This is a genomic window from Listeria weihenstephanensis, from assembly GCF_003534205.1.
GTDB classification, from domain to species: domain Bacteria; phylum Bacillota; class Bacilli; order Lactobacillales; family Listeriaceae; genus Listeria_A; species Listeria_A weihenstephanensis.
In genome coordinates, this window is sequence record NZ_CP011102.1 from 2,791,715 (window position 1) to 2,804,815 (window position 13,101).

Sequence of the window (13,101 nt, forward strand, 5' to 3'; positions counted from 1 at the left end):
CCCCTAATTTATTATTCTCTTTTTTAGTCTATCACTATAACGTTATTTCAACAAACAAATAAAAAACTAGCGCCTCGAAAGACACTAGTTTTTCATCGATTTATTTAAATAATGAGCATTTCCTGCTGCATTTTGTTTAATTTCTCTGTTAAAAGATAAAATTTAGCTTTGTCCTGATTATCCAGTGCAATATCAATTTCGTCTTTTAATTGTTGTACCTGATGTTCATCAAGGAGCATTGTCATGTAGCATTCAATGAAAGTATTAACCAATTCTTTTTCTCCTTTTAGAACTCCAACTTGATTAACTAATGAACTTGAAAAATCTCGCATTTCCATGACTGCTCACTCCTTTATTTATTTTTATTACTACAATTGAAAAGTAGGAATAAGGGGTTAAAAAGTTCCATTTTGTATAAAAATAGAATTTTTAGAAAAAATAGTGACTTCGACAATTAGCTATGCTATACTAACTAGCAAATAGAGAAATACAATGACAATCGGCTTTACTTAGTACCTGTGCTTTGTGGCTTACAAACATCAACCTGGAGAAATCATAACCTAAAAGTGCATTTACTTTTATCCATATACTTCAAAGGAGTGTCGACATGCAAAAGAAAATGAAAACGCCAGTGTATGAGATTAATCCTCATACCATGATAATCTTGCCCTTAAAGACAAAAACGGGAATCAACTCAGAAGTGTTTGAATTAAACGACCATCGTATAACTAGTTTTACCCCTTTATTTCTAATTAAAACAAGTTGCCAATTTTTTGGTTCTAGTTATGAAGGTAGAAAAGATGGTACACGCTTTTTAACAGGTGTTACACACAAGCCACCCATTATGATTGATCCTGTAAGCTTTACCTATGCTTTTCCTACCACGTCAGCAGGAAGAGATGATTGCATTTGGGTGTTTCCACAGCATATATCCGAATATTATGATTCTAATTACAATTGTACAACCATCCGATTTACCAACAATCAAAAAATAAAAATATCCGTTTCTTTTTCTACATTTAATAATCAGATGGCCAGAGTTTCCATGTTACATATGAAGTTTTCTCAGAAAATGCGTAATGTGGAAAATGAATATCCATACTCTAATCTATTGTTTCCTCCAACCTCTCTAACTGCTGAAAATCGCGCACCTTATATTCTAAGCGATGTAAAAGAGTCTAATAATAAATTTTTAGATTTTAGTTTTTCAGATGAGAATAATAAAAAGAAGAAACATAAAGACGAAGAAGAATAAAAATGAGGCAGTCACCTTTTTCTAATTTGTGACTGCCTCTTCTATAAATGATCCTATATACTTCGATTCCCCAATGCCTCCGAAATTCTTTTCAAAAGCAATAACTCTTCTTCAGAATAAGAGTAAGGTAACTCCAAATACCATTTTTCTAATTCAGGATTCCCAATCAAAGGAAAAGCATTTACCGAATTTTTTTCCCTAAGCCCTGCAACATCATCCAGTAAGAAATCTGTTGTTGTACCCAGTTCATCCGCTAGCTTAGCTAGAATAAATATAGGAGGTCGGTGATTATCATTTTCATATTTGCTAATGGTTGATGACGTTACACCTATCTTTTCTGCTAACTGTTTCTGCGTCAATTGATGTTTTTTTCGAAGTGAAATTAACTTTTCTCCAAAATTCATACCCTCACTCCTCTCCACACTTCTATTATAGCAATCTCTAACAGATATTTCGACTTTGAGATAATATACAATAAAAAACTGCCCTATCGCTAGAGCAGCACGTTTCATTATATTGCTTTTTTCCAGAATCCATATAATAATCCTGAAATAACAGTTCCTATCAGTATAGAAAGCAAAAACAGACCTGCATGGTTAGCTAATCCTGCAACAAATATACCACCATGAGGAGCTGGCACATTAATATGCCAGAATTGTGTCAAACCGCCTGCAACCGCTGATCCTAGCACACAAGAAGTGATGACACGCAAGGGATCTGCCGCAGCAAATGGTATAGCCCCCTCTGTTATAAAGGATAAGCCTAGAACATAATTTGTAATCCCCGCTTGACGTTCATCCGATGTAAATTTATTTTTAAAGATAGTTGTAGCAAGTGCAATCGCAAGGGGTGGCACCATACCTCCCGCCATAACAGCCGCCATAAACGCACCATCTGTATTTCCTGTACTTGTAAATACTCCAATAGCAAATGTATAGGCAGCCTTATTAAATGGGCCACCCATATCAATCGCCATCATACCACCCAGAACAGTTCCTAAAATAACTGCATTCGCTGTTCCAAGAGATTGTAGTTGATCCACTAAAAAGAGATTTATTTTTGAAAAAATCGGATCAAAAACAAAGTACATCAATCCACCAGTTACTAAAAGTCCAAGTACTGGATAAATTAAGATTGGTTTCAAACCTTCTAGCGTTTTCGGTAACTTAGAAAAAAGAACTTTTAATCCAAGAACAACGTAACCTGCTAAGAACCCAGCAAGCAAGCCGCCTAGGAAACCTGCATCTGATGTAGCTGCAAGAAGCCCACCGACCATACCTGGCATTAAACCTGGGCGATCAGCAATACTCATCGCAATAAAACCAGATAAAATTGGAATTAAGAACATAAATGCTCCAGTTTTTCCGCCACTGATAGCACCAAGCATGTCAGTAAAGTCTTTTGCTCCTGGGAAGTACTGTTCTAATAGGAATGAGAACGCTAGTAAAATACCTCCACCAACAACAAAGGGTAGCATATGAGAAATACCGTTCATTAAGTCTTTATAAATTCGACTTCCAATAGACACTTTTTGTCCGTCATCAGAACTGGTATCCTTTTCACCATTACTGTGATAAATAGGTGCATCCTTGGCAACAGCTTTATTAATCAATTCCTCTGGCTTCCTAATTCCGTCACTTACCGGTGTTTGTAAGACGTGTTTACCATCAAATCGAGCCATTTCTACTTTTTTATCGGCAGCAACAATGACACCATTTGCACGCGCTATTTCATCTGATGTTAATTTATTTTTAGCACCGTCTGAACCATTTGTTTCAACGCGTATATCAATACCCATTTCTTTTGCTTTGTTCTTTAACGCATCCTCAGCCATATAAGTATGCGCAATTCCCGTGGGACACGCGGTAACTGCAACAACAAAAGGCTTGTCTTGTGAACTTGTAGTATTGCTCTCTGCAGGAATTTCTTCCGCCTCACCTTGCGCGGCATCAAATAAATCTACAACTTCTTGAGTAGAGGTAGCTGTTCGTAATTTATTTACAAAATCCGGGTGAATTAATAGTCGTGATAACGCAGCTAAAGTTTCCAGATGCGTTTGATTCGCTCCGTCAGTTGCAGCAATCATGAAGAAGAGGTATGCTGGCTGACCATCCAGAGATTCATAATCAAGCCCATTTTCGCTCTTTGCAAAAACTACAGTTGGTGTATTTACAGCACTTGTCTTTGCGTGTGGCATAGCAATTCCTTCGCCAATACCTGTAGAACTCTCTTGCTCACGCTTCATAATTTCTGCTTTAAATAACGCTGAATCATTAATTTTCCCCTTTTCAGCAAGCTTTGCAATCATTTCATCAATTGCGGCCTCTTTGGTCGTTGCTTTTAGAGAAAGTATCATTGTATCTTGACTTAAAATATCTGTAATCTTCATTTTGTAAACCTCCCAATTATATCTGTGAAATCCTAACTTCTGGAATTAATTTTTGAATATCATCGTATGTCGCTAAATCCGTTGAAAAAGCGGTAGCACTTCCAGTCGCCACAGCAACTTTAAAAGCTTCAAGTACATCCTGTGTTTCTTGATACGTACCAACGAAACCTCCGATCATGGAATCCCCAGCACCTACTGAATTTTTCACAACCCCAACCGGCGTATTCGATTGGTATACTTTATCACCTACAAATAGTAAGGCCCCATCACCTGCCATAGAAACAATAACATGTTTGGCGCCCATCTCAAGACATTTCTTTCCGTAGACTATTACATCTTCCAAACCAGAAAATTTGATCCCAAAAGCCTCTGCTAATTCGTGGTGATTCGGCTTAATCAGAAATGGTTTCTTTTCCAGCGTATTAAGTAAGCTTTGACCAGTTGTGTCAATCATAAAATCGATACCCCCAGCCTCACACTTCTCAATAATCTGGTTATAAAAATCATTTCCCAATGAAGGCGGTATACTTCCGGATAAGATGACAATATCTCTAGCCTTCATTGATTCGAAGTTTTCAAGAAATTGAAGGGTCTCCTTTGAATCAATTGATGGGCCAAGACCATTAATTTCAGTCTCCTCGCCATGTTTCAATTTAATGTTGATTCTCGTATCGTCTTTAATATACGTAAACTGGCTCTCGCTACCCTCTTTTTCTAACCATTCTCGAATGAATTCACCTGTGAAACCACCTAAAAAACCCAATGCGCGATTATTTATCTTTAATTGATTTAAGATTCGCGAAACATTCACGCCCTTACCACCAGGTAATTTCACCGCAGCATTCATTCTATTTAATTCACCTAATTTTAGATCATCTACCTCAACAATATAATCAATTGAGGGATTTAAAGTTACTGTATAAATCATTCTAACGCCTCCATAACAGTTGTTTTTTTCATAAATCTAGCCTTGTCTTCCGCTTCCATCTGATCTATAATGATCACCGCATCTTCTAGATCAAACATTTTTGCGAAATGACTATGATGTAGCTTCGTTCTATCTGCAACTATAAAAGTTTCGTCAGAGAGGTTCATAACTCTTCGCTTCAACAAGGCTTCTTCCATATCTGGTGTCGTATACCCATCTACAATATTAATTCCATTCGCTCCAATAAAAGCTTTATCAAAACGGTAATTCATAATATTCTCTAGTGCAATACCACCAATAACAGCCTTTGTTTTCGCTTTCATTTTACCGCCAAGAATATAAGCTTTTAAATCCAATGATACGAGCTCTTCCACATGCATCAGACCATTTGTTACAACAGTAATATCCCTACCCGCTAGAAAATGAATGATTTCAAATGTAGTAGAACCTGCATCTAAGTAAATACAATCACCATCTGCTACTGTCAATGCCGCTATTCGTGCAATTTCTTTTTTCCCACGAACGTTTATGACTGATTTTTCACCCATACTTAATTCAGTAGCACGTTCCTGACTAAGGATTGCTCCACCATGAACACGTTTTAACAATCCCTGTTCTTCTAAATCTGCTAAATCGCGTCGCACCGTTGACTCCGAAGAATCCGAAGCATCCATAATATCTCTTAATTTAACGCTTCCCCTTAGCTTAAGGAGATCCATTATAAGATTATGCCTTTCTGCATTCAACATAATATCTCCTCCATCCGATATTAGAATACCACCAAAAACAGTCTAAGTCAATCATAAACGGTCAATCACTTGAAAATAGATGAATTTAAATTTAGAACTCCGCTACTTTTGATATAGATCTATATTTATAAACGCTTGGCGATGAGGATAATATCCCCTGCCTTTTCAATCATTTTTATTTATTTTTAATTCATACAAATGGTTTCTCTATCAAACAGGAAAAAAACAGTATTTTTTTTTACGTATAATAATGCATGACTGATTTTGGCATACTACTTTCTAACTAAAAATAAAATACATTCTGAAACACTAGATCTAGGAGCATTCATTGTGTATTTATTAACCATAAAATAACAACAAAAACTCTCTCAAAGTTGTACAATTCAATACGATTATGTCTAAAATATGTATAAAAAATCGACTTGGATAAGCCGGAATTTTAATATACATTCCTGAACTATGCTAGTAATTATGTAACGACATGAGTATATTATGATTATTTAATTAGAATGAATGAGGGAATTTTTTATATTCAACACTAAAAAATGTAACGCTTATACTTTTTATTAGTTTAAAGGACATAAACAAATACTAGATCAGCGAACACTTTAGAACATCATTTGATTTTTACTTAGGTTAATAACAGACACAAATACAAGATAATGCAAAAATGCCCTCCATTTCCCGAGTAGGACGAAAAATTAGCGCCACCTTATCTAGTTTATATCCCAGACCTCCTGATTTTCAAACTTAAAAATTCATATAAACCTACTGCAAAAAACGAAACCAGCTCAGAAAGAAGCTCTATGCAACATTTCTAAACTGGTCCTATTTATTATCGTTTATACCGCTTCACTCGCTCGTCTTTAATCTCACCTGAAAAATTCAAACCAAAAGCAAAGTCGTACTCGTTATTCTCTTGATCCACATAAGGAATCATATCATGTGCGACATCTTCTTGCTGTGTCTCCACCGTTTCCATATCTCTTGGCATTTGGAATGGAAGTAAGCCACTAGGTTCCGTTCTACCGCTGATAATTTCCAGTAATGCCTGTGTCGTTGAACTGAAGTGGACTAAAATAGCATCGGCATAGGACTCAAACTCGGCTGGGACTGTTGGATTAGCACTATCTAACGTGACGATGACTGGTTTATCTCCCATTTTTTGTTTGGTCATGATAAGCTGCTCCAAATCCGCCTCATTTTCTGTCACATTTGTTTTACCCGCATAGCTACGATTCGTTCCATGTTCTAATGGGTCGCCTCCAGCAATGCTTACTTTTCGGGCATTTGTAGCTGTGTATGGGCGATATTGCAATGAAATTGGTAAATAGCCCTCTTCGGCCGTATAACCAGACGATTTTGGAGACTCCATCATCACAATCGCAAAATCAGCTTCTTCCGGCACATCTACTAATTCGTAATATTGGGTAATCATTTTCGGCACAACTGGCAACTCATCCACGGCCGGTATCGGTTGCCCAAACCAATCAAATGATTCCGGGCGCTTACGGTTTGGAATGTACACGCGTTGTTTCTCTTTCAACGGCAAGGTTTTCCCCGCATTTTTCACCATCACAATGGATTGAAGTTGTGCTAAAAAGCCTTTTTCTTGGTACGCCTCCACACCATACTGTTTCTTAGATTCTTCAAGGTCTAGATACGGATTCTCCATTAGTCCTGTTTGAAAAATATTCCGTAACAAGCGTGTAGCACTTTGATTAAATCGCTCGCGCATCCATACTTCTCCGTGCTCCTTGATGCCTATTTGATACGCGTCGAGTACTGGCGCTATATCATTATTTCCACCAAATTGGTCAACACCTGCCATCAAAATTTTATAGTGACGCTCTGCAATCGATAAACCTTCAACGCCCCATGGCTTTCCAACCAAGAAAGAATCAACTTTTGGCGCATCATTCGTAATGCCCCAATCTGTACAAACAACACCGTCATATTGATACTTATCGCGCAATAAGTCTGTAATTAAATACTTATTATAGCCATTTCCAACATTATCTTCCGTCTGGCCGTAGCTAATTGTGTAATACGGCATCACCGCGCTCGCCTTACCCGTCTTCTCCAAATCAAAAGCACCTTCTGTAAATGGAATCAGATGCTCATCAAAGTTCTCGCCTGGATATACCGCGTATTTTCCATAGCCAAAATGAGCATCACGTCCAGCTTCACCACTTCCACCACCAGGCCAATGCTTCACCATTGCGTTCACGCTATCTTTGCCCCAACCGTCCGCACTGTTTTGGAAGCCTTCGCAATAAGCTCTAGCTAGGTCGGCACTTAAACGACTGTCCTCACCAAACGTGCCATTAAAGCGCATCCATCTTGGTTCTGTTGCCATATCAACCTGAGGCGAAAGCGCTGTCGTTATTCCCAAAGCTCTATATTCCTTTGCAGCAATTTCACCAAATTCTTTAATTAACGCTGGCGAAAAAGTAGCTGCCAAACCCAGCTGATGTGGCCATTTCGAAATCTCACCGCCAGACCCAGCATCGAATTCCGTATTCGCGCTTACAGTATGTCTCGGATCAGTACTGATATTTACTGGAATTCCTAAACCTAGTGATTCCGCTGATGCTTGCAGACGATTGTTCCATGTAACCGCCGTCTCTAAATCCTCTATTGCAGTGAGCAGAACATGACGCAGCCGATCCTCTTTTAAAAATGCCTTCTGTTGATCCGTTAAATCTAAAATCGACTTATTACTATCTGCTAATTTCTTACCATCATACGTACCCGCAAACATTGTACCAAAAAGTCCAGTTGTAGCAAGCGATTGATGTGCACTGTAAAGCATCAAACCAGCGATATCTTCTACTGACATTCGTGCCACTAAATCGGCAATTCGCTCCTCTTGTGGTAACCGCCAATCCTTATATTTATCTAATTTTCCAGTATGATTTAAGTCTTTAAACGCATAACCATCTTCTTCAATTAGTCCCACTGAACTATCAAGGCTATAGCCAAGTGTTGCACCACTTTGATTTTCAACTAAAACATAACCATCCTTCTCGCTTATCGTATATTTTTTCATCTTCTTTTATGCACCTACCTTAATGCTTTTTTTTGATAATCTGTAAATGATAAATCCAAAACAATATAGCCAATACCTAGGGCACCAATGCCTGCTGAAATCGTTTTAATCCCAAAACCAATATAGTGATTAATATTACTCACCCCTAATAATAACGGAAGCACTGCAAAAACGGTAAACATAAGGCTTATAGTCAGTACAGCAAGTATGAGGACACGCCATAAAATACGTTGCGGAAAGAAACTAGAAATTCGACTAGGGTGATAATCTTCCACGGCAACATTCCCTTTATTCAAATCTTTACGAATATTAATAAATCCAATGAGCGAACAAAAAACGCCCAATAAAGCTAAGCCCATTATCAAATCAAATGATATTTCCTGCATCGTTAACTGCCCTTTAAAATTTCTAAAATTAATAATGTAAAACGCAGCGTTAATGACCAAATTAATAATGATAAAATCTATGAGGATTTTTTTCCGCATATACTTTTTCGGACTCATACAACTTCCCCTTTTCCTTTTACATTGTTTTAGAATGAATATTAATTTCGTTATGGTCTAAGATAACAACTTTATTTTTCTGCCTGTACTTCATTGGCGTTTCTTGATATTTCTTTTTGAATTGGGTAATGAGAGACTTTGAGCTGGAAAAGCCATGTTTTAAGCTGATTTCCTCGATTGTTTTTTCACTATTTACGATCTCTGGAAACGCTCGATACAGGCGGTAATCGCTTACATAACAAAGGAACGTTTTATCGAATGTCTCCTTAAACATTCTCGCAAAATGTTCTCTTGAAAAATGAAACTCCTTTGCCATCATTTCTAAACTTAGATTCTTATCATAGTTTTCATGAATGTACTCCAGAATTTTTTTATTAAGCTCTTGCGTTTTTACATGTTTTTTCAATAGATGTGGTGTTTCTTCCACCCGATGATGCGTGAATAACAAGTACATAACTTCAAGTAGTTTCCCTTGAATTTTTAAATAATTAAACGGATCCTCTGCATAATAAAGCTCCAATATATCTTGATATAACTGGATGAATGCTTCATGCGTTTCGGTTGTTGTGGATAGATCAAAACGAATGTCCGCACACTCAGGTTGAAGCGATTGCACGTAATCATTGGAAATGAGCAAGCAAACGACTTCTACATTATCTGATGGGACATTGCTTACCTCATGAATATCACCACTATTGATAATAAAAAGTGAATCCTTCATGTACGTCTTCACCTTATCTCCTGTGCGCAGAGTAATACCACCATCTACAACGTAAGTCAGCTCTAAACTACGGTGCCAGTGAGGTGGTACAAAATGAACTGTATCAAGCTCCAGTTTAGGAATGGTAGGATCACGTAACAAAAGCGGACTATCAGGATAAATATGAAGAATTCTCATCGGCAAATTATCATCCATCTGAATAGATTCATAAATTGTTTTACTCAAAATATACACCACCTAGATAGCTTTTTATCATTTATTTCCAACTGAATCTGATTTAATAAATTTGGATCTTAAGAGAACAAAAACACCTAAAGAAATTAGCATCCCCATCATGACATCTGTCGAAAAATGAGCGCCCATGATAACACGACTGATCATCACCAATGCAATCCAGATCGCCACAATAATTTGTAGCAACAGTTGCTTATTTTTCAAAACAGGGATAAACGTCGGTAATAGCGTAATCCACATAATAACCGCAGAATTTGCAGCATGTCCAGAAGGGAAGGACATAAACTCATTATTCGTCGTAAAGCTTTGCGGTAAGTACCAAGGTGTGAACTCATTCGTCGGATCGATCATACTCCTAAATCGCATGCGTCCCCACAACATTTTTAGTAAGGTGATAATCAACACTGCTGCGAAAGAAAGAACCAGCCCCACTATCGCCGCTCGTCGTAATGGAATTCGATACTTGCCTGGAACTGCCTTGGCGAGCAAGAAAAAGAGAATGATGTACACGCAAGTTGATAACAGCACAGTCCAAGTTGGTAAGTTTAAATGCGACGCGACCAAAAAACTAGACATGAAGGAAAAGAACACAAGCAATATTCCAAAACTAACAAGCGCTAAATAAAACTTCCAAGCTGCGGCTTTTCTTGTCGTAACAAGCAAAGCCGCAGATGAAAAAGCGCCCACATAAGACATTGGTAACTCTCCAAATGCCTCAAAAAACTTTCCAAATGCTGACTGTTCATTGAAGATATTCATTGAAATCTGTAAATCAGAAATTGTGAATAAAACGAAAGCAACGATTCCGACAGCCAACAAAATTTTACTGCTTCTTTTCACACGTATCACCCTTTATATTTTATAATAAAGTTCGTCATTTCCTGAATACAATCTTCACTTTGCGGGAAGTAGCCAACCTTATCAATATAAGCATGTCCCAGCCCTTTATACACTATGGTCGTTGTGTCCACTCCGGCAAGCGTTAATTTACGCGCATATGCTAATGTCTCAATCTTAAGAAAATCGTGTTCTCCCACTGTTACAAATGTCGGTGGCAACTCTGGACTAACATCCATATATGGTGTTAAATATTTATTCATCAGATCGTTCGTTCCTAAAAATTCACCCAAACCATCTGTAGCACCGCCCATCATATCCAATGACATATTAATCACTTTGGCATGTTTGGGATAGATATCATACTTCTCTTTGCTAAAGTTGACATGCTCATCCTTCACTCCACCCATATTGACGGTCGGATAAAGCAACATTTGTCCTCTCACCGCTTTTGTCCCATCTTCCAATGCTCTATTCGTACAGTATTGCGTTAAATTCCCTCCAGCGCTGTCACCCGCAACAAAAATATTTGCTGGATCTCCACCAAAACGAGCCGCATTTTCCTGAATCCAGTTGAGCCCTGCATAACAATCCGTATGCCCCGTTGGATATGGATTTTCCGGTGCCAAGCGATAATCAATCGAAAAAGCGATCATATTCGTATTAGCAACAAATAGCTTGAGTGCTTCTGTCACAACATCTACACTACCTGCAAAGAAACCGCCTCCGTGAATGAAATAAAGTATCGGCGAATTCTCAAGTGGTGTCTTAGACTTGAAACAATACATTGGAATATCATAACCATCCTCCGCCTTCACAGTCTCTTTTGTTATCGCAATTTCCGCTTTTACCATTGGATAACTGTCCACACTGTTAAACATCTTTCTCAATCTCGCTAATGATTTCGGACTCGCATCCATTTTAAACGCACTTTTAGGGATAAAATTTGATATTAGTGCCATTTTCTTCATTTCTTTATATAAACGAGGATCCATCGCACCTTTTATGTCACAATCAGGTATATTTTTAAGTAATACTTCTACGTCGTCTATCATGACCACTTCTTGCTTTCGCTTGATATCAGCAACTAAGCTCTCTGGATATTTTCTTTCCATTTTAATACCTTCTTTCCTCACTTCACTTTTTTATCCTTGCTACATTTTAATAATAGCATAGAAAACGCTTTCTTAGTTGCTTTAAGTTATGACATCTATAGTCAAATATTGATATTCCATTCTAAATGAGCCATCTAAACTACCTATGAATTTTTCATCACAAAAAAAGCAATCTCTTTTAAAGACCGCTTTCTGATTTACTCTTCTTTTTTCTCCGCATACTCTAGCATTTTAAAATGAGCATCCAGTGCACTTTTAGCATTTTCATGTATAAGTTCTAATAACGCCTTTTTCTCGCCTTTTTTTGGCACACGTACTTTAATACCTAAAGAGCTCGCCAATAATTTCGTGTCCAGCTGTTCCGGAACAAGTAATTCTTTTGGCAACAAGTGGTTCGGATGATTGTAAAAAGTCATGAGGAAGGTCTCGACCATTTCGTTTACATCCCCGACAAACTCAAAAACTTTCGCGTGCCTCCCAACAATGGCTCCATTTCGCACAAAAAAGATCTGAATGGCACAAAACTGATCTTGTTCCGCAAAATGAATCATATCTCGATGTCCGAAATCACGTGACATCACTTTTTGCTTCTCAGTGACACGTTCCAGCACATTCAAAAGCTCATGCGTTTCTTTTGCACGTTCAAATTCAAGATTTTCTATTTGTTTATTCATGCGATTTTCAATATCACGTCTTACCTCTTTTTGCCCACCGTTTAAGAAGTTACTAATCTTTTTTATTTGAGCGTCATATTCTTCTTTTGTAACATCACGAGCGCACGGACCGATGCACATGCCAATATGATAGTAAAAACAAGGACGTCCCTTCTTCCCATTACAATAACAAAGCGGATATATTTTTTGCAATAGTTCTTGCGTGGCCGTTGCTGTGTGACGACTAGCATAAGGACCAAAATAGGAAGCACCGTCTTTCTCGATTTCTTTTGTAAGCTCCAGATGTGGATTCGTTTCATTGGTGATTTTAAGATACGTGTAGCGAATTTCGTCTTTTAACATCACATTGTACGGTGGTTGGTATTTCATAATTAGTGTCATCTCGAGTAACAGGGCTTCTTGCTCAGAATCCGTGATAATCAGCTCAAAATCATGAATATTATGAACCAAACGCGCGGTTTTTCCGATTTGCGTTTTCGTAAAATAAGATTTCACACGCTGTTTGAGGTTTTTGGACTTACCGATATATAAAATTTCACCTTTTTTATCCCGATATATGTAGCAACCAGGCAATTCAGGCAATGTTTTTAACTTTTGTTTTAATTTTGCATCCATTGTTACACCTCCAGGACGTACGTTGGCTC

The 13,101-nt window shown here is 37.7% G+C and carries 12 protein-coding genes; 1 reads left to right on the plus strand and 11 read right to left on the minus strand.

The window, feature by feature from the left end; genetic code table 11:
* Positions 1–104: 104 nt before the first annotated feature.
* Positions 105–338, minus strand: coding sequence for an IDEAL domain-containing protein (locus tag UE46_RS13495; protein WP_036062686.1), 234 nt, complete (start codon positions 336–338; stop codon positions 105–107).
* A 269-nt stretch (positions 339–607) separates the two neighbouring features.
* Here UE46_RS13495 and UE46_RS13500 point away from each other — a divergent pair, with 269 nt between their 5' ends.
* Positions 608–1,255 carry a competence protein ComK gene (locus UE46_RS13500; protein ID WP_118907699.1) on the plus strand — a complete coding sequence of 216 codons (648 nt, stop codon included), beginning with the start codon at positions 608–610 and terminating at the stop codon, positions 1,253–1,255.
* 53 nt (positions 1,256–1,308) lie between these two features.
* Here UE46_RS13500 and UE46_RS13505 read toward each other — a convergent pair whose 3' ends face one another.
* From UE46_RS13505 to uvrC, 10 genes are all read right to left on the minus strand, one after another.
* Positions 1,309–1,659 (minus strand): helix-turn-helix domain-containing protein, encoded by a 351-nt coding sequence (locus tag UE46_RS13505; protein ID WP_118907700.1) that lies wholly within the window; start codon positions 1,657–1,659, stop codon positions 1,309–1,311.
* A 107-nt stretch (positions 1,660–1,766) separates the two neighbouring features.
* The gene (locus UE46_RS13510) at positions 1,767–3,644 is read right to left on the minus strand and encodes a PTS fructose transporter subunit IIABC (protein ID WP_036062683.1); all 1,878 of its coding nucleotides are present in this window, start codon (positions 3,642–3,644) and stop codon (positions 1,767–1,769) included.
* 16 nt (positions 3,645–3,660) lie between these two features.
* Positions 3,661–4,572: a 1-phosphofructokinase gene (gene pfkB, locus UE46_RS13515; RefSeq protein ID WP_036062680.1), complete on the minus strand. Its 912-nt coding sequence runs from the start codon at positions 4,570–4,572 to the stop codon at positions 3,661–3,663.
* Positions 4,569–5,321, minus strand: coding sequence for a DeoR/GlpR family DNA-binding transcription regulator (locus UE46_RS13520; RefSeq protein WP_036062678.1), 753 nt, complete (start codon positions 5,319–5,321; stop codon positions 4,569–4,571). The genes pfkB and UE46_RS13520 overlap by 4 nt, the downstream gene beginning before the upstream one ends.
* Positions 5,322–6,156: 835 nt before the next feature.
* A complete protein-coding gene (locus UE46_RS13525; protein ID WP_118907701.1) occupies positions 6,157–8,373 on the minus strand; it encodes a glycoside hydrolase family 3 protein in 2,217 nt (738 codons plus the stop codon).
* A gap of 14 nt (positions 8,374–8,387) precedes the next feature.
* Entirely contained in the window at positions 8,388–8,876 is a 489-nt protein-coding gene (locus UE46_RS13530; RefSeq protein ID WP_036062676.1) for a hypothetical protein, read from the minus strand.
* Between the two features lie 19 nt (positions 8,877–8,895).
* Entirely contained in the window at positions 8,896–9,822 is a 927-nt protein-coding gene (locus UE46_RS13535; RefSeq protein WP_036062673.1) for an AraC family transcriptional regulator, read from the minus strand.
* A 27-nt stretch (positions 9,823–9,849) separates the two neighbouring features.
* On the minus strand, positions 9,850–10,680 hold the full coding sequence (locus tag UE46_RS13540; protein WP_233230936.1) for a phosphatase PAP2 family protein: 831 nt from the start codon (positions 10,678–10,680) through the stop codon (positions 9,850–9,852).
* The gene (locus UE46_RS13545) at positions 10,677–11,783 is read right to left on the minus strand and encodes an alpha/beta hydrolase (RefSeq protein ID WP_036062669.1); all 1,107 of its coding nucleotides are present in this window, start codon (positions 11,781–11,783) and stop codon (positions 10,677–10,679) included. Before UE46_RS13545 ends, UE46_RS13540 begins: the two co-directional genes overlap by 4 nt.
* Before the next feature lie 197 nt (positions 11,784–11,980).
* The gene (gene uvrC / locus UE46_RS13550) at positions 11,981–13,072 is read right to left on the minus strand and encodes an excinuclease ABC subunit UvrC (protein WP_036062667.1); all 1,092 of its coding nucleotides are present in this window, start codon (positions 13,070–13,072) and stop codon (positions 11,981–11,983) included.
* Positions 13,073–13,101 lie beyond the last annotated feature (29 nt).

What these genes read in the sequence shown, in the direction of transcription:
- UE46_RS13495 (WP_036062686.1), bottom strand. Translation starts at nt 338, where the DNA reads ATGGAAATGCGAGATTTTTCAAGTTCATTAGTTAATCAAGTTGGAGTT.
- UE46_RS13500 (WP_118907699.1), top strand. Translation starts at nt 608, where the DNA reads ATGCAAAAGAAAATGAAAACGCCAGTGTATGAGATTAATCCTCATACC.
- UE46_RS13505 (WP_118907700.1), bottom strand. Translation starts at nt 1,659, where the DNA reads ATGAATTTTGGAGAAAAGTTAATTTCACTTCGAAAAAAACATCAATTG.
- UE46_RS13510 (WP_036062683.1), bottom strand. Translation starts at nt 3,644, where the DNA reads ATGAAGATTACAGATATTTTAAGTCAAGATACAATGATACTTTCTCTA.
- pfkB (WP_036062680.1), bottom strand. Translation starts at nt 4,572, where the DNA reads ATGATTTATACAGTAACTTTAAATCCCTCAATTGATTATATTGTTGAG.
- UE46_RS13520 (WP_036062678.1), bottom strand. Translation starts at nt 5,321, where the DNA reads ATGTTGAATGCAGAAAGGCATAATCTTATAATGGATCTCCTTAAGCTA.
- UE46_RS13525 (WP_118907701.1), bottom strand. Translation starts at nt 8,373, where the DNA reads ATGAAAAAATATACGATAAGCGAGAAGGATGGTTATGTTTTAGTTGAA.
- UE46_RS13530 (WP_036062676.1), bottom strand. Translation starts at nt 8,876, where the DNA reads ATGAGTCCGAAAAAGTATATGCGGAAAAAAATCCTCATAGATTTTATC.
- UE46_RS13545 (WP_036062669.1), bottom strand. Translation starts at nt 11,783, where the DNA reads ATGGAAAGAAAATATCCAGAGAGCTTAGTTGCTGATATCAAGCGAAAG.
- uvrC (WP_036062667.1), bottom strand. Translation starts at nt 13,072, where the DNA reads ATGGATGCAAAATTAAAACAAAAGTTAAAAACATTGCCTGAATTGCCT.